Here is a 21,023-nt window from a genome sequence, read left to right as displayed (position 1 = left end):
CGGTTCACTGCTCGGTCGAGAGCGACGCGAGGCGCTGCTGCGGGCGGCCCTGCGCGGCGGCCGCGAGGGCGATCAGGATCTCGCCCGGGTGCGGCGCGTCCGGGATCCGCACCTCGAACGACTGGTGGTGCGAGCGGATCGTGGCGTCGGTGATGTGCTTGAGCGGAATGTCGAAGACGATGCCGGCCGGACCGCGCTTCTCCAGCGCGGGCAGCAGGGTGGTCGCCGACGCGGCCTTGCGGAAGTGGTCACCGAACTTCAGCGTGTGGATGAGCGCGGAGCCGTGCTCGATCTCGCCGTCCAAACCCACGACCGCGGCTTTTCCGTACGCCTCGACAGTGGCCCCGAGTGCCTCGACGACCCGCGGGGCGAGCAGCGCGCCCAGCTCCGAGGCGTTCGCGTCGATGCCCGGCAGCAGGTCCTGGACGAAGCCCTGACCGGCCCACGGGTTCTCGATCACGGCCGCCACCACGGCGATCCGGGCGGCGGGCTGCACCGGGCGCCCGCCCTCGGTGAGGACCTCGTCGGTGATGGTGACGATCTTGCGGACGTTCATTGCTGGTTCCCATTCCCTAGAGAGGCCGCGGAGACGGCCGGGTCGGTACGGCGGTCGCCGATGCGGGCGTGCGGGCGGGGCCCGGTGGAGGCCGCCGCGATCACCACGATCTCCTTGGCGCGGGGCGCGTCCGGAATCCGGGCGGTGATGGTCTGGTAGTGGCTGCGGGTCGCGGCGTGGCTCTTGTGCCACATCGGCACGACGAGTGTCTCGCCGGCGTCCGCGCGGGTGTCGGCGAAACAGATGATCGACGTGCCGTCCAGGAACTCGCGCATGAGATTGCCGAAGAACGGGGTGTGGATCAGGGCTCCGGCGTGCTCGATCTCGCCTTCGGTGCCGACCACGGCGGCCTTGCCGAACGCCTCCACGGCGTCCACGCCACCCAGGCAGTCGAGGAGACGGGCGGTCAGCTCGCGGGCCAGCACCGGGGCGATGGCCTCCACCTCCGGGCTCAGGTCGCGGCCGGCCGGGGTGCCGATCCACGGGTTGCGGATGACCGCCGCGGCCGTCGCCCGCAGGGCGGGGACAGCGGGTGCCGTCCCGTTCTCGAGCAGCACCTCCTCCCGGTAGACCGCGATCCGCCGCAGCCAGTCGTGCGGGCGGGGACCGGCTTCGGGACTCGGTCTGCCGGTACGCGGCTCCAAGTCAACGCTCATGCGCTTCTCCTCGCTCATGTATGCAACAGAAAATACGACCGGCGTTGGAGAGTGTCAACCGTCTCCCTGTTTCGGCATGCTGAGCAGGTAAATGTGGTAGCGGTAACAGTATTGACACCTGTGTTGTGACGTACCTAGCATCCCTCTTGCATGCAAGACAGGAGGGCAACATGTCCCAGACAATCACCGAGCCCGACCTCCAGAGCGTCGACAGCTCGGCTCCCCACAAACTCGGTTCGGTCTTCTATGCCTCGGTCACGGTCTGCGGACTCTTCGTCGCCTGGGGCGTTCTCTTCACCGAGAATCTCAATAGCGTCACCACCGCCTCGCTGAACTGGCTCACCGGTTCCTGGGGCTGGGCCTACCTGGTCATCACCCTCGCGATCCTGGTCTTCCTGGTGTTCCTCGCGTTCAGCCCGTACGGCAACATCCGCCTCGGCAGGGACGACGACCGGCCGGAGTTCTCCAACCTCAGCTGGTTCGCGATGATCCTGTCCGCGGTGATGGGCATCGGCCTGGTCTCGTACGGCGTCGCCGAACCGATCTCACACTTCGCCACCCCGCCGCACGGGCTCGCCGAGGCCGGCACCCCGCAGGCCGCCGTCCGGGCCATGCAGTACAGCTACTTCGACTGGGGCCTGCACGCCTGGGCCATCTTCGCGGTCTTCGGCCTGGCCATCGCCTACTCCACCCACCGCAAGGGCCGGCCCACCCTGGTCAGCCAGCTGTTCCGCCCGCTGATCGGCGACCGGGTGAACGGGCCGATCGGCAAGACCATCGACGTGCTCGCCGTCTTCGCCACCCTGTTCGGCACCACCACCTCGCTCGGCCTGGGCGCCCTGCAGGTCAACAACGGCCTGGCCACCCTGTTCGGGATCCCGGTCGACAACATCACCCAGGTCCTGATCATCGCCGCGGTCACCGCGATCTTCACGATGTCCGCGGTCACCGGGGTCAGCAAGGGCATCAAGTACCTCAGCCAGGGCAGCGCCATCGCCGCCGGCGCGCTGTTCGTCTTCATGCTGGTGGTCGGCCCGACCGTTTTCATCGCGAACCTGTACATCGAGTCGATAGGGCTGTGGGCCACCGACTTCTTCCGGATGAGCCTGCAGGGCACGGCGTTCGGGGACCTCGAGTGGATGCAGTGGTGGACCTACTTCATGATGGCGTGGTGGGTGTCCTGGGGCGCCTTCGTCGGCGTCTTCCTGGCCCGCATCTCCAAGGGCCGGACGATCCGCGGCTTCATCATGGGTGTCCTGGTCGTCCCGACCGTCGTCTTCTTCACCTGGTTCACCGTCTTCGGCGGCACCGCCATCAACGTCGACATGTATCACGGCGGCGACATCGCGGCGCAGACCTCGAACGACATCAACAGCGCCTTCTTCGCCACCCTCGACCACTTCCCGCTCGCGAGCATCACCTCGGCGGTCGCGATCTTCCTGGTCATCATGTTCTTCGTGTCCGGCGCCGACGCCAACACGTACGTCCTGGCGATGATGACCTCCGGCGGCTCGCTCGCCCCGCGCCGCACGATCCTGATCCTCTGGGGTGTGCTCACCGGCATCACCGCCGTGGTCCTGATGCTGGCCGGCGGCCTCAATGCCCTGCAGAACACCGTCATCGTCACCTCGGCCCCGTTCCTGGTGATCATCGCCGGGCTGGCCGTCTCGTTCTGGAAGGAACTGATCTCCGACAACTCGCTGGAAAGGAAGACCGACGCATGACCTCTCGTCGTCAACTGGTGATCGACACCTGGCGGGCCGCCTGGGACCTCGGTGACGTCGACGCGCTCGACCGGCTGCTCGCCCCCGGCTATCTGCGTTTTTCTGTTGCGGACGCTCCCGGCCTCGACCGGGATGCCTTCAAAGCCACCGTCGTCACCACCCGGGCTTCGTTCCCGGACCTGACCACCACCATCGAGGACCTGCTGATCGACGGTGACCGGATGGCGGTCCGCTGGCAGTCCACCGGCACCCACACCCACTCGTTCCTGGGCGTGCCGGCCACCAAGCGCAAGATCACCGTCAGCGGCGCCACCTTCGCCACCTTCGGCGCCGACGGTCTCGTCCACTCCGAGAACGTCACCTGGGATCCCCGCGGCCTGCTCACCGCCATCGGCGTCATCAGCGTAGGACAGGACTCATGATCACCAGCCCCGACATCGACCTGCTCAAGCAGGTGAACCGCCGCTTCGTCACCGGGGTCACCCTGGTCACGGCGATGGACGAGGACACCCCTCGCGGACTGGCGGTGAACGCGTTCGCCAACATCTCCCTCGACCCGCCCACCGTGATGGTGTGTGTGCAGCGCACGTCGAACACCCACGACTGCCTCTACACCGCCACCCACATGGCCATCAACATCGCCTCGTGCGAGCAGATGGAGGTGATGGGCAAGTTCGCCTCCAAGACCGGTGACAAGTTCGAGGGGGTGGCCTGGAGCCGCGGCCGGTTCGGCACCCCGATCCTGGCCGGGAGTAGCGCGCACATGGAGGTCGAGATCCGCGAACGGCTGCAGGCGAGCACCCACACGGTGTTCATCTGCCGGGTGGTGGCCGCCGAGGTCACCGACCTTCCCCCGGTGGTATACAGCTCCGGTAGGTTCTTCCACTCCGAGGGCCTGACACCCCTCACCTGAGAGGACCGACACCATCATGCAGCGCCTCGCGGCCGGCACCGGCAGTCGTCAGGAGCGCGTCATCGCCGAGATGCGCCGCCGCATCATCACCGGTGAGGCGGCCTCCGGCGCCCTGCTCTCGGAGATCGTCCTGGCCGAGGAGTTCGGGGTCAGCCGCACCCCGGTCCGCGAGGCGCTGAAACAGTTGCAGACCGAGGGCCTGGTCGAGATCAGGCCCCGGGTCGGCACCTTCGTGGCCGCCCCGTCCCGCCGCGACATCACCGAGCTGTTCGAGATGAAGGAACTGCTCGAAGGCGCGGCGGCCCGCCTGCTGGCCCAGCGCGGCCGGGTCCGCGAGGTCGAGCTGCTGGAGGAGAACGTCCGGCAGGCCGATCTGGCGGTGGCCGCCGACGACCGGGCGAAGTACGCCGGTTACGTCGAGGAGTTCCACGGCCTGCTGATCACCGGCGCCGACAACACCAAGCTGGAAGCCCACTACCGGATGCTGATGAACCAGCTGGCGTACTCCCGTCTGGTGGTGACGTCGTTGCAGCAGCCCGGCCGGGCCCTGCAGTCCGAACGCGAACACCACGTGGTCCTGGACCTGATCCGCTCCAAGGACGGCGACAGCGCCGAACAGGTGATGCGCGAACACGTCCGCGCCAGCCGCCGCGCCCTGCTGGCCGGCCTCGAACTCCCCTGACCGTCCACCGTCCGGTGGACGGGAGGTCCCGTCGATCGATGCTCCCGCTGGCCCGCCGCGTTCGCGAGGCTGATGGTCATGCGGGGACGTCTGACAGCCGGGTGGCTGCTGTTCGTGGTGTTGTGCCTGGCGGCCGGTCTGTCGGTGGGCAACCGGAAGGCGGCGACCGAGGACTACCGGGTCGGTGAGGCGGGCCGGGCCGAGGCGATGGCCGCCGAGGGTGGTCTCGAACGCCGCCCACAGGAACAGGTGCTGATCTCCGGGCCGGACCAGGCGAAAGCCACCGCGGAGATCATCGCGCGGATGTCACGGCTGGCCGAGGTCGAGGCGGTCGATCTTCCGGTACGATCCACCGACGGTCACACCCTGGTCGTGGTGACCCTGCGTGGCCCCGAACTGGAAGCCCGCGACCACGTGGCGGCGCTCCGCACCCGGACCGCCGAGGTGCAGGCCCGATATCCGTCGTCGCGGGTGGAACAGACCGGCCGCGCCTCCATCGGCAGCGGCATGGACCAGCGCCGCGGTGCCGACCTGGCCCGGTCCGAGATGATCGCGCTGCCGGTCACCCTGATCGTGCTGTGGCTGGTCTTCGGCTCGGTGGTGGCCGCGACGGTCCCGCTGCTGCTGGCGCTGACCTCGATCGCGGCGGCGACCGGCCTGGCCATGCTCGCGTCACACGTCTTCCCGGACGCCGGGGTCGGCACCAACGTGATCATCCTGATCGGCATGGCGGTCGGTGTCGACTACGCGCTGTTCCACCTCAAGACCGACAACGCCCGCCCGGTCATCGTCAGCTCCGGACTGGCCGTGGCGCTCTCGGCGGCCACCCTCTACCTGGCCGGTGACGTCATCTACGCGTCGCTGGCGACGGCCACCATCCTGGTCACCCTGGTGGCGGTCGCGGGCGCGGTGACCGTGCTGCCCGCGACCGGTGGCCGCCGGATCACCGGCCGTCCCGGGCGGACCTGGGCGTGGCCGGCCCGCCGCCCGGTGACCGCGCTGGTCCTGGCGGTGACGGCCCTGCTCGCCCTGGCCACGCCACTGGCCGGGCTGGAGGTCACCGAGATCAGCGTCGAGAGCTATTCGCGGAAGGTCCCGGCCGTGCAGACCCGGGACCGGCTGATCGCCGCGTTCCCCGAACTGCGCGGCGCCCACCAGATCGTGGTCCGCTCCGACCCGGCACAGGCGCCGCGGGTCCGGGCCGTGCTCGCCGGGATCGACGCCTCACCGTCGAGGCTGCACACATCGGCCGACGGCCGGACCACGGTGCTGACCGTGCCGGTCCTCGACCGCAACGACTCACCCGAGGCGGCCCGCTCCCTGACGTACCTGCGCAAGGATCTTGTGCCTGGTCTTCTGAATGTCGTGCCGGGCGCCGAGTGGGCGGTGTCCGGTGACGTCGCCCGGATCACCGACTATCCGGCCCACCAGCGGGAACGACTGCCGCTGGTGCTCGCCGCACTGCTCGCCGTCACGTTCCTGATGACCGTGGCGGTCTTCCGGTCGGTGGTGCTCGGCGTGCTCGGGGTGCTGCTCAATCTGCTGTCGGCGGCTGCCGCCCTGGGCACCCTGCTGTTGCTCTCGCCGGGGCCGGTCGGTTCCCGGGTGCCGCTGTTCCTGCTGGTCGTCCTGTTCGGGCTGTCGATGGACTACCAGTTCTTCGTGGTCAGCCGGATCCGGGCGGCGGCCCGCACCGGACTGCCCGCACCCGACGCCGTCCGGACCGGGCTGACCGAATCCGCCGGGGTGGTGACCAGCGCCGCCGTCGTGATGACCACGGTGTTCGTCAGTTTCATCTTCGTTGATCTGGCCGAATTGCGGCAGATGGGGATCGTGCTCGCGGTGGGGGTGCTGCTCGACGCGTTCGTGGTCCGCGTCCTGATCCTGCCGACGATCCTGCGGCTGCTGGGGGAGCGAGCCTGGTGGCCGGGGCGGGCAGTAGGTTGAGCGGTGTGACCGGGCCGTTCTGGGAGAGCACCCTGCGGCGGTGGAACGCCGTCTGCTGGATCCTGTACGGACTGTTCAGCGTGTCCGTGCTGCTGTTCGGCCCGCCGGGCCCGGCCCGGAGCTGGTCGCTGGTGCTGCTCGCCGCGGTGGCCGGCTGTTACGCCGTCGTCGTCCGGTACCCGGTCCACCCGTACCTCTACCTGTCGGTCCTGGTCCTCTCGCTGAGCGGGCTGTCCTATCTGCGCGGCGACTACGTGGCCCTGTTCATCGTCACTCTGCCGCACTTCTGGGTGCTCACCCGGTCGTGGCGGGCATCGATCGGATTCAGCGCGGCCGGTGCGATCGGCACCATCGTGGGCAGCACCCTGCGGGCCGGGCTGCTCAGCTCCACGGTGATCTCCACGCTCATCGTCTACGCCGCGAGCGTCCTGATCGGGATGTGGGCCCGGCAGGTCGTCGAGGAGAGCCACGAGTGGGCCCGCCAGCGGGAACGCGAACGGATGGCCCGCGAGATCCACGACACCCTGGCCCAGGGGTTCGCCTCGATCGTGGTGCTCGCCGAAGCCGCCCGCACCGGCCTCGACCCCGGCCATCCCAGCAGCCGGCAGCTCCGGTCGATCGAGGCCACCGCCCGCGACAACCTGGCCGAGGCCCGCGAACTGGTCGGCTCGGCCCGTCCCGCCACCGGGTCGATGACACAGACGCTGCGCCGCATCCTGGACCGGTTCGCCGAGGACACCGGCCTCACCGTGCTCACCGAACTCGCCGACGTCGACGGCGACCAGCCGGCCCGGGTGGCGTTCCTGCGCTGCACCCAGGAATCGCTCGCCAACATCCGCCGGCACGCCGGGGCGACCACCGTCAGCGTGACCCTGAACCGGTACGACGACGAGGCGGAGCTGGAGATCACCGACGACGGGGTGGGTTTCGACATCGGCACCCCGGCCGGTTTCGGGCTGGACGGCATGCGCCGCCGCCTGGCCGAGATGGGCGGTGAACTGGTCGTGACCAGCTCACCCGGCGACGGCACCCGGATCCTGGCCCGCCTGCCGGTGACGCCGTCATGACACGGATCGTCGTCGTCGACGACCACACGGTGATGCGGGCCGGAGTCGTCGCCCTGCTCGCCGGCTTCGACGACATCCAGATCGCCGGCGAGGCCGGGAACGGGCGGGACGCCCTCGACCTGATCGCCCGGCACGACCCCGACGTGGCCCTGATCGATCTGCGGATGCCGGTCCTCGACGGGGTCGCGACCACCGCCGCGATCGTCGCCCGGCACCCCCGGACCCGGGTGCTGATCCTGACCACCTACGACACCGACGACGACATCGAACGCGGGGTGGAAGCGGGCGCCATCGGTTACCTGCTCAAGGACACCACGGGCGAACAGTTGGCCGACGCCGTCCACGCGGCCGCCCGCGGCGAGACGGTGCTGGCGCCCCGGGTGGCGGCGAAGCTGTTCGCCCGGATGCGCCGCCCCGAACGCCCACCCCTGACCCCACGCGAACTCGCCGTCCTGGCCGGAGTCGCCGACGGCCTGACCAACGCCGAGATCGGCGCGCGCCTGGTGATAGCCGAGGCCACGGTCAAGACCCACCTGCTGCGCCTGTTCGCGAAGCTCGACGTCAACGACCGTACCCACGCGGTGGTCGTCGCCCTCGACCGCGGCCTGCTCCGCCGCCCAGCGTGACACACGCAGCCCAGGTCCGGCCGGGTGTCATGTCGTACTCGTCGACGTCCAGGGACGCTCCGGTGGACTGGAGGAAGTCGAGGACCTTCCGATCGAGATGCCAGCCCAACAAGTTCGGGGCCTCAGCCCGGCCGGCCTCCTGGCGGTCGAAGCAGCGCACGATCTCGAGGACGGCGGCGATCGCCGCGCTGTGCGGCACGAGTCGTCCGACGACGCTGGCGACCTGCTCATCGACGCGTAGCCCCGGTTCGCGGCAGACGATCTTCCAGGAATGATCGACCGGGACGGCCGTGGGTTCGGCGCGGCGGCTGATGCTTGTCAGCTGGTGATGCGGCCCTCGGGGGTGTCGATGACGTAGCACGCGCAGTCCAGGATCTCCAGGAGTGCGGCTCGTGCCCGGCTTATCGCGGCGTCGTCGACGTCCAGGTGCAGGCGGTAGTCGCGGGGGAAACCCAGGGTCCTTGCGCTCGGGGCACCGAACTCCAGGGTCAGCTCACGGCCGATCAGGGTGAAGGAACCGGGGCCGGGCGCCACCTCGCCGGCCGGGTTGATCACCTCGTCGGTCCAGCCGTCGTAGCGCACCCGGATCTGCATGACGTGCACGCCGGACGCGCCGAGGATGAGTGTGAGGTCGTCCTCTTCCTCCCGGACGTCGACCCGGTCCACGCGAGTCCGGACACTTTCCACACGCGCACCGTACAGCAGCCCGGCCCCGGCTAACCAGTGTGTTTCCGGGTGCGCAGCAGGTCGCGGAGGCTGTCGCCCACCAGGCCCGTGCCGGTCAGCACCAGCAGCACGGACAGCCCGGACTGCCAGCCCGAACCCGACGGCTCACGGAACCACCAGCCCACCAGCAGGGCCGTTCCCGCGATCAGTCCGAGCACCGGACGCCAAGGTCTACCCGTCACCGGCACATGCTGACCGATGTGGACCATGCCGAGAATCCACCGAACGGCCCGGTGTCAGGACTCGGGGCGGAAGGCGTTTCCCGTCGACTCGCCGCCGGGAGAACTCGCTATGCAGTGCAGCATCGTGCTCGAACCGATCGGAATCGGCCAGGCGTCGACCTGCCACTTGCCGGTCTCCGCCGGCGTGCGGCTGCGGGACGTCATGAACTCGGTGTTGCACATCGTCTTCACGTCGGGGCGGGTGATCAGCGAATCCTCGCCGATCCGGACGCCGCCGGCCGGCAGGGCGACGGCCGCGAACGTCTCCCAGTAGTGGTCCTCGGCGCAGTCCGTGCGCCGGGGCGGGGAGGCGACACCCGAGTTGGCGACCAGGCCACCCCAGCACATCGGCTCCACCGGGCACCAGCCGGTCCCGCACTCGGTGAACAGGTCCGGGGTGGTGGCCGCCTGGGCCGGCGTCACCGGGCCGGAGGTGGAGGCGGGTGTCCCGGACGTGCGGACCCACTCCCAGGCCACCCCGCCGCCGACCACGATCAGCAGGCCGGCCAGGGCGGCGAGCAGCACCGGGGTCCGGGACTCCGGGCGGGGCGCGGCCAACGAGACCGACGGCACGGGTTTTCCGGTGAGCGCGTCCCGGGCGGCCGCTGCCAGGTCACGGGCCGACTGCCAGCGGTCCTTCGGCTCGACCGCGAGCGCCCGCTCGACCACCGCCTGGATCGTCAGCGGCAGGTCCACCTTGATCGTGCGCGGGCCACCCTGGAGACGTTGCAGCGCGACCGCGTACGGATTGTCGCCCACGAACGGTTTCTCACCGGCCAGACATTCGTACGCCACCAGGCCCAGCGAGTAGACGTCACTGACCGGTCCGGCCGGTTCGCCGCGCACCTGCTCCGGCGACAGGTAGGTGGGGGTGCCGAGAACGGCCCCGGACGCCGTCAACTGGCCGGCCGACTCGTGGCGGGCGATGCCGAAGTCGGTGATGACCACGGTGCCGTCCCGGCGTACCAGCAGATTGGCGGGTTTGATGTCGCGGTGGACCAGACCCTGGTCGTGGACCGCCTGCAACCCGGCGGCGGCCTGCTCGATCAGGCGCATCGTCTCGTCCGGCGCGAGCCGCCCGCGGGACAGCCGCTGCGACAGCGACTCGCCGTCGACGAACTCCATCACCAGGTAGAGAACGCCCTGGTCCCGGCCGAAGTCGTGGATCGCGGCGACGGCCGGGTGGTTGATCCGGGCCATCGACGTGGCCTCCGACTCGAACCGTGTCGCGAAATCCGGATCGCCGGCGACGGACGGGAGCATGACCTTCACCGCGACGGTACGCCGGAGCACCTCGTCGACCGCAAGCCACACCTCACCCATGCCACCCGCGCCGACGCGCTTCTGCAGCAGGTAACGGTTCCCGATCTGCGACCCAGCCTGTAGCACCGCGTCAGCTTAATGGCTCGGCGGCCACGCTGGTTGTCAGGAATTACCTGACAGTCCGAGGCGGGAACCACCGTGGCCAGTCGCTGTTCGTTCTGCACCAAACCCGAGGATCAGGTCGAGACACTCGTCGCCGGAGCCGGTGTCTTCATCTGCAACGAGTGCGTCGAGCTGTCCGCGCTCGTCATCGCCGAGAAGAAGACCCGTGGCCCGGCGCCGCGTGTCCCGTTCTGGGACCAGATGGAGGACCAGGCGATCCTCGACCACCTGCCCCGCGTCGAGGCGGTCCGCGACCAGGTCGACGACGACCTGCGCGCCTGGGTCGCCGAGGCCCGCCGTCGCGGCCTGTCCTGGGACCGGGTCGGCGGAGCGCTGGGCATGAAACGCCAGTCCGCCTGGGAGCGCTTCTCCTGGACCGCCGGCGGCCTACCAGGCTTTCTCCGGATCGCCGGAACCGGGGCGGCACGAATTCGGGAATCACGGGCGCCGATGGGTGAAACTAGGCTTGTGGCATGAAAACCCGCTTTCTGATCGCGGCCGGTGTGGTCTCGGGTGTGGCCACCGGATACCTCCTCTACGCGGCGTCCGTCGTGCAGGGGCAGCTCGACGCCGTCGGGCTGCCGGACTGCCGGGATCCGAATCTGTGCTGGCCGTCCGGGGCGGCCATGGACGCGTTGCAGGGCGCCCATCTGGTCGCGGGGCTGGTGCCGCTGCTGATCGGGGTGCTGCTCGGGGCCACCCGCAGCGGCGGGTGGGCGCTCGGCGCCGGAGTGGCCGCGACCGGTGTGGTCGCCGTGACACACCGGCTGGTCACGGCGCCCTATACGGTGATCGCCAACGACTACTTCGAGACGACCGAGCTGCTGCACCTCAACCATCCGGGATTCATGGTCGCGGTGACCGCCCTGGTCATCGCGGCGTTCGGGCAGCGGCCCTCACGCGGATCCCTGATCCTGGCCGGTCTGGTCGCCGCCGTCGCCGTGGGTGCCACTCTGGTGAATCCGGCGGGCGGCCCGTTCGCCGGCGACTACCGGCTCGCGGACGGGGTCGGGTGGACGCTCACCGTCCTGCTCGGTCTCCTTGCCGCGGCGCTGGTTCAGCGCTCCCGGAAGAGGGAGTCGATCCCGGGATAGGTGGGCGCCCCCTCCAGGTGCCGGAAGGTGCCTTCGGCCAGCAGATCCCGGGTGCCCGCTCGGTCAGACCGTAGGCGGCCTGGCTGAGCGCCGTTCTCACGCTGATCCAGCGGACACCGGCAGCAGTTCGCCGTTTCGGGAGTCCTCGATGTTGACACCGGCCGCGCCGGCGTCGATCACCGCCCGGACGGTGGCCGCCACGTCGCCGTATCCGCCTTCCACGTCGGCGCTGACCGGGACGGACACGGTTGCGGTGATCCGGCGTACGGCCGCAATCATGTCGTTGACCGAAAGCCCTTCACCGTCGGGGCGGCCCAGCGACCAGGCCACACCGCCGCTGGTCGTCGCCACCGCCCCGGCGCCGGCCCGGCCGGCGAGCGCGGCGCTCCCGTCATCCCAGACGTTCGGCAGCACCAAAGTGGTCATCGGATCCGGCCGGCAGCGAAGCGGTACACGTGATTAAGACGTTTTATTAACGCCGCCGTACCGGCAGGTCACGGGGTTTCGGTGCCACGATCTCTGGTGTGACCGCGCTTCGTTCCTGGCTCCTTGACGGGCTTGATGAGAAGGCCGACAAGGCTCAGCCCGCCGGGGAGAAGGCGCATTCCTGGTGGAAGGTCATGTGCCTGACCGGCGTCGACTACTTCTCCACGCTCGGCTACCAGCCGGGCATCGCCGCTCTCGCCGCCGGTGTCCTGTCGCCGCTGGCCACGCTGGTCCTGGTGCTGGTGACGCTGCTGGGGGCGCTGTCCGTCTACCGCAGGGTGGCCGCCGACAGCCCGCACGGTGAGGGTTCGATCGCGATGCTCACCAAGTTGCTGCCGTTCTGGAAGGGGAAACTCTTCGTCCTGGTGCTGCTCGGGTTCGCGGCCACCGACTTCATCATCACGATCACCCTGTCGGCGGCGGACGCGACCGCCCACATCGACGAGAACCCGTTCTGGCCGGACACCTGGCACGGGCAGGAGGTGCTGGTCACGCTGCTGTTGATCACGGCGCTGGGGGTGGTGTTCCTGAAGGGGTTCACCGAGGCGATCGGGATCGCGGTGGTGCTGGTCGGCGTCTACCTGAGCCTGAACGTGGTGGTGCTCGGTGACGCGCTGTGGCAGGTCTTCACCCATCCGACGGTGGTCACCGACTGGGGCACCGCGCTGACCACCTCGCACGGCAGCCCCCTCGCGATGGTCGGGATCGCGTTGCTGACGTTCCCGAAGCTGGCGCTGGGCCTGTCCGGTTTCGAGACCGGCGTGGCGGTCATGCCACACATCAAAGGCGATCTCCAGGCGCGGGTACGGGGCGCCAAACGCCTGCTCACCACCGCCGCCGTGATCATGAGCGTCTTCCTGATCACCAGCAGTGTGGCGACGACCGTGCTGATCCCGGCGGACGAGTTCAAGGCCGGCGGAGAGGCCAACGGCCGGGCGCTGGCGTACCTGGCCCATCAGAACCTGGGCACCGTCTTCGGCAGCATCTACGACATCGCCACGATCGCGATCCTCTGGTTCGCCGGGGCGTCGGCGATGGCCGGGCTGCTCAACCTGGTGCCGCGGTACCTGCCCAAGTTCGGCATGGCCCCGTCCTGGGCGCGCGCCGTCCGGCCGCTGGTGCTGGTCTTCACCGCGACGGCCTTCCTGATCACCTGGATCTTCGACGCGGATGTGGACGCCCAGGGTGGGGCGTACGCGACCGGCGTCCTGGTGTTGATCACCTCGGCCGCGGTGGCCGTGACCCTCTCCGCCCACCGCACCCGGCAGCGGGCCCGGACCTGGGGTTTCGGCGTGATCGCGGTGGTCTTCACCTACACGACGATCGACAACGTGATCGAGCGCCCGGACGGGGTGAAGATCGCCGCCTGTTTCATCCTGGCGATCCTGGCGGTGTCGCTGCTGTCCCGGATCTTCCGCGCGTTCGAGCTGCGGGTGACCGGTGTGGACGCCGACGAGCGGGCCCGCGCGTTCCTGGAGGAGGCCGGCAACCGCCCGATCCGGCTGATCGCCAACGAGCCGGAGGAGCGCGACACCCGCGAGTACTCGCAGAAGCTGGGCCAGATCATCGCCGACAACGACATGGCCGATCAGCGGGACGTGCTGTTCGTCGAGGTGTTCGTGGACGACGCGTCCGATTTCGAGACCGAGTTGCGGGTCCGCGGTGAACTGCTGCACCACAGGTACCGGGTGCTGCGCGTGGAGGCTTCGTCGGTGCCGAGCGCGCTCGCCTCACTGCTGTTGTGGATCCAGCAGGAGACGCACCGGCGGCCGCACATCTACTTCGAGTGGACCGAGGGCAACCCGGTCACCAACTTCGCCCGCTATCTGATCCTGGGCCAGGGCGAGGTGGCACCGGTGACCCGCGAGATGATCCGCCAGGCCGAGCCGGACCGTCGTCGCCGGCCACACGTTCACGTCGGCTGAAGGACTTCGACGATCAACCGAGCAACATCGATTGCTTCGGTACGCGTGGAGTCGACCTCGATGTCGTAGCGCACCCCCTGGTGAACCATCTCGGCCTGGCTCGCCGCCATCCCGGGCGTGCGATCACCGCGCGCGGTCTCCCGGCCCGCCGCCACCGCGGCGTCACACCGGACCCCGACCCACAGCACCGGCAGATCACCCAGGGCCTCCGCCCAGCGCTGTTGTGAGGCGGCCTGCCCGACGAACACCTCGTCCACGATGATCCGCGCCCCGGCCCGGGCCATCGCGGCGACCCCGGTGATCCAGGCCGCCTCCAGCGCACGGAACTCGGCGCTGACGATCACCTCGCCCCGCGGACCGAAAGTGATCAGGTCACCGGTCGCCGGGAGCGCCGCCACCATGGTGTCCGTCCCCAGCGCCAGCCACGGATCCGGCAGGATCGCCTGCAGACACCTGATGATCCCGGACTTCCCCGAGCTGGACCCGCCGTTGACCACGATCACTCTCACCGGCGTCACCGTACCGGCCGCGCAGATCCAGCGCGGAACACGCCGCCGACGCGGCCATCATCGCCACGCACAGGGTCAGCCCGGCGGTCACCCCGGAGCTGGCGACCATGATCCCGGTGACCGCCGCGGTCGACAGGGTCGCCGAGATCCGCTGCGCCACCTGGAGGAACGCCCCGGCCAGCCCGGCCGCCCCGGCGGGCGCGTGTGCCAGTGTCAGCGCCTGGTTCGGCGACAGCATCAGACCGTTGGCGGCACCGGACAGCAGCTGGGTGAGGCCCAGCGCGAGCACCAGCCGGGACTCCGGCACGGTCAGCACCACCAGCAGGGTCGCGCCGGTCGCCAGCACCGAACCGAGCAGCGCGCCGACCACTCCGGCCCGCCCGTACCGGGCCAGCAGCCGCCAGCTCAGCGACGACGCGATCGCGAACCCGAGGGCGCCCGGGACCATCGGCAGCGCCGCCTGCAGCGGGGTCCAGCCGAGGCCGTCCTGCAGGTAGAGGATCAGCACCAGGTTCGCCGACAGGGTCGCCCCGAACTGGAACATCGCCGACAGCGTGCCCAGACTGAACCCGCGTGAGCGCAGCAGCTCCGGCATCAGCACCGGGGTGCGGCCGGACCGGGCGTACCGGCGCTCCCACCAGAGCAGCACCCCGAACGCCGCCACCGCGAGCGCCAGCGCCAACTGTGCGCGGGGCAGCACGAACGGCAGCAGCAGGCCCAGCGTCACGGTCGCCAGCAGGGCGAGACCGGGGAGGTCCAGTGCGGTGCGCTTGCGGACCGGTCCCGACGACGGCAGGTACTTGATCGCCAGCGGCACGGTCAGAAGACCGAAGGGCACATTCAGCAGCAGTACGATCCGCCAGCCGAGATCGGCGCCGACCGTACCGAGCACGGCCCCGCCGGCCAGCGGCCCGAGCACCGCCGTGATCCCGCCGACGGTGGCGTAGGCGCCCAGTGCCCGCGCCCGTTCCCGCCCGGTGAACAGGTCCTGGAAGATCCCGTACACCTGCGGGTTGACGATCCCGGCCCCGGCGCCCTGGACCAGCCGGGCCACCGCCACCACCCAGGCCTCGTTCGCGGTGCCGCCCACGATGCTGGCCGAGGTGAACAGCGCGACCCCGCCGACGAAGAGCCACTTGCGGCCGTGCGCGTCGCCGAGCCGCCCGGCCGGGACCATCGCCAGCCCGAACGTCAGCGAGTACCCCGCGATGATCCACTGAAGGGTGGCCGGGGAGGCGCCCAGCTCGCTGCGCAGCGCCGGGATGGCGGTGTTGAGACTGGCCTGGTCGAGCAGGGTGGTGAAGGCGGCGGCGAGACAGACGGCCAGGGCTACGGTGTTCCGGCGGGGCACCCACCGACCCTATCGAGTATGGGTCTGTGCCGGTCAGTGGTCCTTACCACTACGAGCGCGTTCCCGGTACGCCACCATGTTCACCCGGTTGCCGCAGCGCACCGTGCAGAACCGTTTCGACCCGTTGCGGGACAGATCGAGGAAGAGGCCCACGCAGTGGTCGGCCGCACACACCCGCAGGCGGCGCGTCTCGTCCATCCGGATCACGTCGATCACCGCCAGGGCCGCCTCGACCCGGATCCGCTCGGCCAGCGGGGCGTCCGGCTCGGTGGCGTGCAGGTGCCAGTCCAGGCCGTCGTGCCGGGCCAGGAAGGGCAGCGCCCGCGCCTCCCGCAGCATCCCGTTGACCACGGTGACCGCCTCGTCCCGCTCCAGGACCCAGAGCGCGCGCAGCTGATCGCGGGTCTCCCGGACGGCGGCCAGCTCGGCGGCGTCGTGGTCGATGCGGCCGGAGTAAGGGTACCCGGCCAGCAGCTCGGCCAGCTCCGCCACCGTGACCAGTTCGTCGTCGCCGGTGCGGGAGGCGCCGGTGGCCGTGTTCGCGAGCGCCACGACGAATTCCAGCGCTTCCTTGGTGTCAGGGGCAAAAAGCAAGTTGACTCCTTATCCGAGGAGAGCTTAGCGTCAGGGGTGTACCAACTTTAGCCCCTGACGGGAGTTCGGTATGAAGCCGCTGTACACCGGTCTGGCCGCCGCCGTGACCTCCGCCGCGACGTTCGCGACGTCGGGCGCGTTCATCAAACCGCTTCTCGAAGCCGGTTGGTCCCCGGCCGCCGCCGTCACCGCACGGGCTCTCGCCGCCGGTGTCCTGCTGCTACCACTCGTGATCATCTCATTGCGCGGCCGCTGGGGAGCGGTCTGGCGGGGCCGCTGGCGGATCGCCGGGATGGGCGTCATCGCGGTCGCGTTCACCCAGCTCACCTACTTCGCCGCGCTCAGCCGGATCCCAGTGTCCACCGCGCTCCTGGTGGAGTACCAGGCGCCGCTCCTGCTGGTGATCTGGGTGGCGGTCAGCACCCGGCGGCTGCCACGCCCCGCCGTCCTGATCGGTTCGGTCCTCGCCATCGGCGGCCTGGTGCTGGTCATCGGGCCGGGCGCGCTCAGCGCCGTCGACCCGGCCGGCCTGCTGCTGGCGTTCGCCGCCGCGATCGGCTGCGCCGTCTACTTCGTGGTCGCCGCCCGCCCGTCCGACGGTCTGCCGCCTGTCGCCCTGGCCGGGTTCGGTCTGCTCCTGGGCAGCGCGACCCTGGCCCTGGCCGGTCTGCTCGGCCTCGTCCCGATCAGCATGACGTTCGGCGAGGTGGCCCTGCTCGGTTCGCCGGTCCCGTGGTGGGTGCCGCTGACGGTGGTCGCGTTCTTCGGCACCGCCGTCGCGTACGCCACCGGCATCTTCGCCTCCGGCCGGCTCGGCTCCCGCCTGGCCTCCTTCGTCGGCCTGCTGGAGGTCGTCTTCGCCTCCGTCCTGGCCTGGATCGTGGTCGGCGAGGCTCTGTCCCCCCTGCAGATGGCCGGCGGAGCCCTGATCCTGGTGGGCATAGCCGTGATCCCACCCCCGGACGACCCGGCCGCCGTGACCTCGCCCGACGAGGATCTGGAGCGGGTGGGGTAGGGCTAGCCCTACCCCGCAAGGGTGGGCTGGCGTCATCGGCAGACGGCGTTCGGTTCACTAGCGTTCTGGGCATGACGACGACGCAGCTCGATCCGGTTCTCACGCCCGCCCCGGTGGCCCGTTTCGTGCCCCGGGTCGCCGTCGACTCCCGCTATGTCCTCACCGGACTGCCGATGGCCGTCGCCGCGCTGCTGGTGCCGGTCACCGCGCTGGCGGTCGGGGCCGGCCTGGCGGTGCTCTGGATCGGGCTGCCCCTGATGACGTTCGCATTGATGCAGGCCCGTGGCTTCGCCGCCGCCGAGCGCGAGAGGATCGCGGTGGTCCTCGGCCGCGAGGTCCGCCACCCCGTCTATCGTCCGGCGGGGTCCGCCTCCCTCCCCGGCAAGCTGCTCGCCGTCCTGCGCGACGGGCAGACCTGGCGCGACCTGGCGCACGCGACGTTCCGCTGGATCCCGAGCACCGTCGCGTTCGTCGTGGTCGCCACCTGGTGGGCGGCGATCCTCGGCGGCCTGAGCTGGGCGCTGTGGGGCTGGGCCCTGCCGGAGGAGGGCATCGAGCTGCCGGAGCTGATCGGTCTCGGCGACGGCTACCCGACGATGGTCGCGTTCCACGCCGCCGTGGCGGTGGTGTTCGCTCTCACCCTGCCGCCGGTGGCCGGCTGGGCGGCCCGGTTCGAGGCCCGGTTCGCCGAGCGGCTGCTCGCCGCCCGATGAGCAGCCGCCGCTCGGCCTCGGTCGGGGCCAGCCGGATCGCGTCGTCGAGAGCCTCCGCCGGGTCCTGGCCGGTCCGCAGCAGCAGGTCGGCGCGGGTGGCGTGGAAGAGGTGGTAATCGTGCAGCCCTTCGATGGCGTCGACGAGCCGGAGCGCCGCGGCCGGCCCGGCAGCGGTCATGCTCACCGCGACCGCCCGGTTCAGTTCCACGACCGGGCCCGGGGCGACCTTGCGCAGCTCACCGTAAAGTCCGGCGATCTGTGCCCAGTCGGTGCCGGCCAGGTCCGGCGCGGTCGCGTGGCAGGCCGCGATGGCCGCCTGCAGCTGGAACGGACCGGCCCGCCCCCGGCGCAGCGCCCGCTCGCAGAGGTCCGCCCCTTCGGCGATCTGGTCCGGTTCCCACCGCGACCGGTCCTGATCAGCGAGCACCACGAGGTCCCCGGCACCGTCCTGCCGGGCCGGCCGCCGGGCGTCCTGCAGCAGCATCAGCGCGAGCGCGCCCATCGCCTCCGGCTCGTCGGGCATCAGCGCCACCAGCACCCGCCCGAGCCGCACGGCCTCCCGGCACAGCCGCGGGTCGCCGCTGTAACCCTCGTTGAAGAGCAGGTAGAGCACGTGCAGCACGGCCGACAGCCGTTCCGGCAGCAGATGTGGCGGCGGCACCCGGAACGGGATGCCCGCGTGCCGGATCCGCTGTTTGGCCCGGAAGATCCGCTGCCCCATCGTCTTCTCGCTGACGAGGAAGGCGCGCGCGATCTCCGCCGTGCTGAGCCCCGCCACACACCGCAGGGTGAGCGCCACCTGCGCCTCGTGACTCAGCCCCGGGTGGCAGCAGGTGAAGACGAGTTCCAGCCGGTCGTCCGGGATCTCCGCGTCGTCGGTCCCGACCGGCAACGCCGCCACCTGCGGTAATCTGTCGCGTTCCACGGCGGCCCGCCGGGCGACGTCGATCGCCCGGCGCCGTGCCGTGGTGGTCAGCCAGGCGAGCGGCTGGTCCGGCAGCCCGGCCGAGGGCCAGGTCCGCAGCGCCTGGGCGAAGGCGTCCTGGGCGGACTCCTCGGCCAGACCCCAGTCCCCGCCGGTGAACCGGATCATGGTGGCGACGAGGCGCCCCCACCCGTCGGCGTAGATCGCGGCGATCTCATTGTTCATCCCAGGGCCGGGCTCATTCTTCATTCCACGGCCAGACCGGGCGCAGTTCGATCACCCCGTTCCACGCCATCGGGTGCCGGGCGGCGACCTCGATGGCCTGGTCCAGGTCGTCGCAGTCGAGCACGTCGAAACCGGCGATCACGTCCTTGGTCTCGATGTAGGGCCCGTCGGTGACCAGCACCTCCCGGTTCCGGACCCGCACGGTGGTGGCCGCGCTCGCCGGCCGGGTCCGGTCTCCCATCAGCCGGATGCCCCGGCCGTCCATCTCCCCGGCCCAGTCGTCCACGTCCGGAGCCCCGTCGTCGGCCCCCGGTGTGAACTCCGGATCGACACAGACCAGCATCAGGTATTTCATCGCGCCCCCTCCATCGCGGTGATCGTGGCGACCATGTTGCTGCACAACGCCACGATCCGCCCGCCGAACCCACCGGCGAGCCGGGCCCCGGTGATCCCGGGCCCGTGCCGGAACCGCTGCCGCACGACGGTGGTCCCGGATTCGTTCCCGTCGGCGAGTTCGTAGCGCCACGAGGACCCGGCGAGCCCGTCGTCGTCGAGCACGTCCCAGGCGAAGACCTCCCGGTCACGCACATCGGTGACCACACAGGTGCCGCCCCCTTCGAACCCGTCGGGAAACCGGCTCCGCCCGGCGAACCGGGCGCCGACAGCAGGTTCCCGCACGCCGTCACACCAGTCGGCGCCGATGGCTTCCGGACTCCATTCACCGATCCGTTCGACGGCGGTGACCAACTCCCACATCCGTTCCCGGGGCATCGGCACCACCAGTTCGACCGTAACTCCCGCACCCGTCACCAGATCCATTCCCATTCCTTCCGCCGGTACGTCCACCCACCTGACGAACGGCGAACCGCCTCCACTACCGAAGCGCCGAACTTTTCCGACCCGGATGATCCGGTGTCCGACGGGTGAAGGGGGCGGCATGGATGCCGGGGCACAGTTGAGGGCGATCGCGGAGGTGACCGCCCTGGACATCGAGGTGTGGCTGCGAGGCGGCTGGGCGATGGACTTCTACCTGGGCCGGGTGACCCGCCCGCACCGGGACGTCGATTGGTTCGCCTGGTCCACCGACGCGGCCCGGATAACAGCGGCGCTGACGAGCCGCGGCTACACGTTGCTCCCCGAACCACCCCACGATCAACAACTGGATTTTGTACGACCGGACGGGGCCGAAGTCCTGGACCTGAGTTTCGCCCTGATGACAAGAACCGAACAGGGCACGGTGACCGTGGCAGGCGGCCCCTGGACGGGAGCCCCGTGGCCGGACGGCATGCTGACCGCCCCACCCGGCCGAATCGGACTCCTGACCTGCCCGATCATCAGCCCTCAGGCCCAGATCGAGATCAAGCGCATGATGCCGGTGTGGGCCCCCGGAACCCCGAGACGCCCCAAGGACGCCGAGGACATCACCCGGCTCGAGGCAGCCCTGGACGTTCGGCCCACGTGAGGTTCAGCGGTGGGCGGCGCGGTTCATCTCGACGACGTCGTCGTGGGTGAACGTCTCACCGAGAGCGCTGAAGCGTTCCATCATGCTGTCGCGCACGCCGGAGTCCCTGTCATCCCGCGGAGGTGGGTGGTGCGGTCGTCTAGCCGACCGGGTCGCCGGTGACGTGCAGGAAACCCATGGC

26 protein-coding genes are annotated in these 21,023 nt (G+C 70.3%); 13 read left to right on the top strand and 13 right to left on the bottom strand.

Going from position 1 to position 21,023, the window contains the following annotated elements:
- Positions 1-4 precede the first annotated feature (4 nt).
- A complete protein-coding gene (locus Aco03nite_RS29115; RefSeq protein ID WP_203800255.1) occupies positions 5-556 on the bottom strand; it encodes an amino acid synthesis family protein in 552 nt (183 codons plus the stop codon).
- Entirely contained in the window at positions 553-1,212 is a 660-nt protein-coding gene (locus Aco03nite_RS29110) for an amino acid synthesis family protein (protein WP_203800252.1), read from the bottom strand. The genes Aco03nite_RS29115 and Aco03nite_RS29110 overlap by 4 nt, the downstream gene beginning before the upstream one ends.
- Before the next feature lie 170 nt (positions 1,213-1,382).
- Between Aco03nite_RS29110 and Aco03nite_RS29105 the strand changes: the two genes are divergently transcribed.
- The 7 genes from Aco03nite_RS29105 (at position 1,383) to Aco03nite_RS29075 (ending at position 8,171) form a co-directional block, all read left to right on the top strand.
- On the top strand, positions 1,383-2,936 hold the full coding sequence (locus tag Aco03nite_RS29105) for a BCCT family transporter (RefSeq protein ID WP_203800237.1): 1,554 nt from the start codon (positions 1,383-1,385) through the stop codon (positions 2,934-2,936).
- Complete coding sequence (locus Aco03nite_RS29100) at positions 2,933-3,358, top strand: ester cyclase (RefSeq protein WP_203800234.1); 426 nt, start codon at positions 2,933-2,935, stop codon at positions 3,356-3,358. The genes Aco03nite_RS29105 and Aco03nite_RS29100 overlap by 4 nt, the downstream gene beginning before the upstream one ends.
- The gene (locus Aco03nite_RS29095; RefSeq protein WP_203800231.1) at positions 3,355-3,849 is read left to right on the top strand and encodes a flavin reductase family protein; all 495 of its coding nucleotides are present in this window, start codon (positions 3,355-3,357) and stop codon (positions 3,847-3,849) included. The genes Aco03nite_RS29100 and Aco03nite_RS29095 overlap by 4 nt, the downstream gene beginning before the upstream one ends.
- Before the next feature lie 16 nt (positions 3,850-3,865).
- Positions 3,866-4,531, top strand: a complete 666-nt coding sequence (locus tag Aco03nite_RS29090; RefSeq protein ID WP_203800228.1) for a GntR family transcriptional regulator — start codon at positions 3,866-3,868, stop codon at positions 4,529-4,531.
- A 78-nt stretch (positions 4,532-4,609) separates the two neighbouring features.
- On the top strand, positions 4,610-6,478 hold the full coding sequence (locus tag Aco03nite_RS29085) for an MMPL family transporter (protein ID WP_203800225.1): 1,869 nt from the start codon (positions 4,610-4,612) through the stop codon (positions 6,476-6,478).
- 5 nt (positions 6,479-6,483) lie between these two features.
- Positions 6,484-7,545 carry a sensor histidine kinase gene (locus Aco03nite_RS29080; RefSeq protein ID WP_203800222.1) on the top strand — a complete coding sequence of 354 codons (1,062 nt, stop codon included), beginning with the start codon at positions 6,484-6,486 and terminating at the stop codon, positions 7,543-7,545.
- Positions 7,542-8,171 carry a response regulator gene (locus Aco03nite_RS29075; RefSeq protein WP_203800220.1) on the top strand — a complete coding sequence of 210 codons (630 nt, stop codon included), beginning with the start codon at positions 7,542-7,544 and terminating at the stop codon, positions 8,169-8,171. Before Aco03nite_RS29080 ends, Aco03nite_RS29075 begins: the two co-directional genes overlap by 4 nt.
- Here Aco03nite_RS29075 and Aco03nite_RS29070 read toward each other — a convergent pair.
- From Aco03nite_RS29070 to Aco03nite_RS29055, 4 genes are read right to left on the bottom strand one after another with little or no spacing between them, the layout of a single operon-like run.
- A complete protein-coding gene (locus Aco03nite_RS29070) occupies positions 8,107-8,532 on the bottom strand; it encodes a DUF4279 domain-containing protein (protein WP_239145523.1) in 426 nt (141 codons plus the stop codon). The genes Aco03nite_RS29075 and Aco03nite_RS29070 overlap by 65 nt on opposite strands.
- Positions 8,490-8,858, bottom strand: coding sequence for a hypothetical protein (locus Aco03nite_RS29065; protein ID WP_203800219.1), 369 nt, complete (start codon positions 8,856-8,858; stop codon positions 8,490-8,492). The genes Aco03nite_RS29070 and Aco03nite_RS29065 overlap by 43 nt, the downstream gene beginning before the upstream one ends.
- A gap of 29 nt (positions 8,859-8,887) precedes the next feature.
- Positions 8,888-9,079, bottom strand: coding sequence for a hypothetical protein (locus Aco03nite_RS29060; protein ID WP_203800218.1), 192 nt, complete (start codon positions 9,077-9,079; stop codon positions 8,888-8,890).
- Positions 9,080-9,133: 54 nt separating this feature from the next.
- Positions 9,134-10,507: a serine/threonine-protein kinase gene (locus Aco03nite_RS29055; protein WP_203800216.1), complete on the bottom strand. Its 1,374-nt coding sequence runs from the start codon at positions 10,505-10,507 to the stop codon at positions 9,134-9,136.
- 72 nt (positions 10,508-10,579) lie between these two features.
- Here Aco03nite_RS29055 and Aco03nite_RS29050 point away from each other — a divergent pair, with 72 nt between their 5' ends.
- Entirely contained in the window at positions 10,580-11,020 is a 441-nt protein-coding gene (locus tag Aco03nite_RS29050; protein WP_203800213.1) for a ClpX C4-type zinc finger protein, read from the top strand.
- Positions 11,017-11,637, top strand: coding sequence for a hypothetical protein (locus Aco03nite_RS29045; RefSeq protein ID WP_203800210.1), 621 nt, complete (start codon positions 11,017-11,019; stop codon positions 11,635-11,637). Before Aco03nite_RS29050 ends, Aco03nite_RS29045 begins: the two co-directional genes overlap by 4 nt.
- A gap of 96 nt (positions 11,638-11,733) precedes the next feature.
- Here Aco03nite_RS29045 and Aco03nite_RS29040 read toward each other — a convergent pair whose 3' ends face one another.
- Positions 11,734-12,063 (bottom strand): isocitrate lyase/phosphoenolpyruvate mutase family protein, encoded by a 330-nt coding sequence (locus Aco03nite_RS29040; RefSeq protein WP_203800205.1) that lies wholly within the window; start codon positions 12,061-12,063, stop codon positions 11,734-11,736.
- Positions 12,064-12,161: 98 nt separating this feature from the next.
- On the opposite strand from Aco03nite_RS29040, the gene Aco03nite_RS29035 reads away from it, so the two are divergent.
- Positions 12,162-14,048 carry an APC family permease gene (locus Aco03nite_RS29035; protein WP_203800200.1) on the top strand — a complete coding sequence of 629 codons (1,887 nt, stop codon included), beginning with the start codon at positions 12,162-12,164 and terminating at the stop codon, positions 14,046-14,048.
- Here the strand turns inward: Aco03nite_RS29035 and Aco03nite_RS29030 are convergent.
- The 3 genes from Aco03nite_RS29030 to Aco03nite_RS29025 are packed head-to-tail and all read right to left on the bottom strand — an operon-like array spanning position 14,036 to position 16,502.
- Positions 14,036-14,497 (bottom strand): chloramphenicol phosphotransferase CPT family protein, encoded by a 462-nt coding sequence (locus tag Aco03nite_RS29030; RefSeq protein ID WP_239145537.1) that lies wholly within the window; start codon positions 14,495-14,497, stop codon positions 14,036-14,038. The two genes, Aco03nite_RS29035 and Aco03nite_RS29030, sit on opposite strands and share 13 nt — an antisense overlap.
- Entirely contained in the window at positions 14,421-15,908 is a 1,488-nt protein-coding gene (locus Aco03nite_RS53225) for an MFS transporter (RefSeq protein ID WP_239145522.1), read from the bottom strand. The genes Aco03nite_RS29030 and Aco03nite_RS53225 overlap by 77 nt, the downstream gene beginning before the upstream one ends.
- Before the next feature lie 33 nt (positions 15,909-15,941).
- Positions 15,942-16,502, bottom strand: a complete 561-nt coding sequence (locus Aco03nite_RS29025) for a CGNR zinc finger domain-containing protein (RefSeq protein ID WP_203800192.1) — start codon at positions 16,500-16,502, stop codon at positions 15,942-15,944.
- A 70-nt stretch (positions 16,503-16,572) separates the two neighbouring features.
- Between Aco03nite_RS29025 and Aco03nite_RS29020 the strand changes: the two genes are divergently transcribed.
- Complete coding sequence (locus Aco03nite_RS29020) at positions 16,573-17,517, top strand: EamA family transporter (RefSeq protein ID WP_203800190.1); 945 nt, start codon at positions 16,573-16,575, stop codon at positions 17,515-17,517.
- 71 nt (positions 17,518-17,588) lie between these two features.
- Positions 17,589-18,230, top strand: a complete 642-nt coding sequence (locus Aco03nite_RS29015; RefSeq protein ID WP_203800188.1) for a sensor domain-containing protein — start codon at positions 17,589-17,591, stop codon at positions 18,228-18,230.
- Here Aco03nite_RS29015 and Aco03nite_RS29010 read toward each other — a convergent pair.
- Genes Aco03nite_RS29010 through Aco03nite_RS29000 form a run of 3 tightly spaced genes read right to left on the bottom strand, consistent with a single transcriptional unit; the run spans position 18,154 to position 20,199 of the window.
- Positions 18,154-19,380 carry an RNA polymerase sigma factor gene (locus Aco03nite_RS29010; RefSeq protein ID WP_203800186.1) on the bottom strand — a complete coding sequence of 409 codons (1,227 nt, stop codon included), beginning with the start codon at positions 19,378-19,380 and terminating at the stop codon, positions 18,154-18,156. The genes Aco03nite_RS29015 and Aco03nite_RS29010 overlap by 77 nt on opposite strands.
- 13 nt (positions 19,381-19,393) lie before the next feature.
- Entirely contained in the window at positions 19,394-19,735 is a 342-nt protein-coding gene (locus Aco03nite_RS29005; RefSeq protein ID WP_203800184.1) for a YciI family protein, read from the bottom strand.
- On the bottom strand, positions 19,732-20,199 hold the full coding sequence (locus Aco03nite_RS29000) for an SRPBCC family protein (RefSeq protein ID WP_203800181.1): 468 nt from the start codon (positions 20,197-20,199) through the stop codon (positions 19,732-19,734). The genes Aco03nite_RS29005 and Aco03nite_RS29000 overlap by 4 nt, the downstream gene beginning before the upstream one ends.
- A gap of 118 nt (positions 20,200-20,317) precedes the next feature.
- On the opposite strand from Aco03nite_RS29000, the gene Aco03nite_RS28995 reads away from it, so the two are divergent.
- Positions 20,318-20,842, top strand: a complete 525-nt coding sequence (locus tag Aco03nite_RS28995; RefSeq protein ID WP_203800179.1) for a nucleotidyltransferase domain-containing protein — start codon at positions 20,318-20,320, stop codon at positions 20,840-20,842.
- Positions 20,843-21,023 lie beyond the last annotated feature (181 nt).

Source organism: Actinoplanes couchii, assembly GCF_016862075.1.
Classification (GTDB): Bacteria; Actinomycetota; Actinomycetes; order Mycobacteriales; family Micromonosporaceae; genus Actinoplanes; species Actinoplanes couchii.
This window is presented reverse-complemented; position numbering and strand designations above follow the sequence as displayed.

What these genes read in the sequence shown, in the direction of transcription:
- Aco03nite_RS29115 (WP_203800255.1), bottom strand. Translation starts at nt 556, where the DNA reads ATGAACGTCCGCAAGATCGTCACCATCACCGACGAGGTCCTCACCGAG.
- Aco03nite_RS29040 (WP_203800205.1), bottom strand. Translation starts at nt 12,063, where the DNA reads ATGACCACTTTGGTGCTGCCGAACGTCTGGGATGACGGGAGCGCCGCG.
- Aco03nite_RS29000 (WP_203800181.1), bottom strand. Translation starts at nt 20,199, where the DNA reads ATGGATCTGGTGACGGGTGCGGGAGTTACGGTCGAACTGGTGGTGCCG.
- Aco03nite_RS29095 (WP_203800231.1), top strand. Translation starts at nt 3,355, where the DNA reads ATGATCACCAGCCCCGACATCGACCTGCTCAAGCAGGTGAACCGCCGC.
- Aco03nite_RS29105 (WP_203800237.1), top strand. Translation starts at nt 1,383, where the DNA reads ATGTCCCAGACAATCACCGAGCCCGACCTCCAGAGCGTCGACAGCTCG.
- Aco03nite_RS29010 (WP_203800186.1), bottom strand. Translation starts at nt 19,380, where the DNA reads ATGAACAATGAGATCGCCGCGATCTACGCCGACGGGTGGGGGCGCCTC.
- Aco03nite_RS29005 (WP_203800184.1), bottom strand. Translation starts at nt 19,735, where the DNA reads ATGAAATACCTGATGCTGGTCTGTGTCGATCCGGAGTTCACACCGGGG.
- Aco03nite_RS29110 (WP_203800252.1), bottom strand. Translation starts at nt 1,212, where the DNA reads ATGAGCGTTGACTTGGAGCCGCGTACCGGCAGACCGAGTCCCGAAGCC.
- Aco03nite_RS29085 (WP_203800225.1), top strand. Translation starts at nt 4,610, where the DNA reads ATGCGGGGACGTCTGACAGCCGGGTGGCTGCTGTTCGTGGTGTTGTGC.
- Aco03nite_RS29075 (WP_203800220.1), top strand. Translation starts at nt 7,542, where the DNA reads ATGACACGGATCGTCGTCGTCGACGACCACACGGTGATGCGGGCCGGA.
- Aco03nite_RS29090 (WP_203800228.1), top strand. Translation starts at nt 3,866, where the DNA reads ATGCAGCGCCTCGCGGCCGGCACCGGCAGTCGTCAGGAGCGCGTCATC.
- Aco03nite_RS29045 (WP_203800210.1), top strand. Translation starts at nt 11,017, where the DNA reads ATGAAAACCCGCTTTCTGATCGCGGCCGGTGTGGTCTCGGGTGTGGCC.
- Aco03nite_RS29020 (WP_203800190.1), top strand. Translation starts at nt 16,573, where the DNA reads ATGAAGCCGCTGTACACCGGTCTGGCCGCCGCCGTGACCTCCGCCGCG.
- Aco03nite_RS28995 (WP_203800179.1), top strand. Translation starts at nt 20,318, where the DNA reads ATGGATGCCGGGGCACAGTTGAGGGCGATCGCGGAGGTGACCGCCCTG.
- Aco03nite_RS29100 (WP_203800234.1), top strand. Translation starts at nt 2,933, where the DNA reads ATGACCTCTCGTCGTCAACTGGTGATCGACACCTGGCGGGCCGCCTGG.
- Aco03nite_RS29015 (WP_203800188.1), top strand. Translation starts at nt 17,589, where the DNA reads ATGACGACGACGCAGCTCGATCCGGTTCTCACGCCCGCCCCGGTGGCC.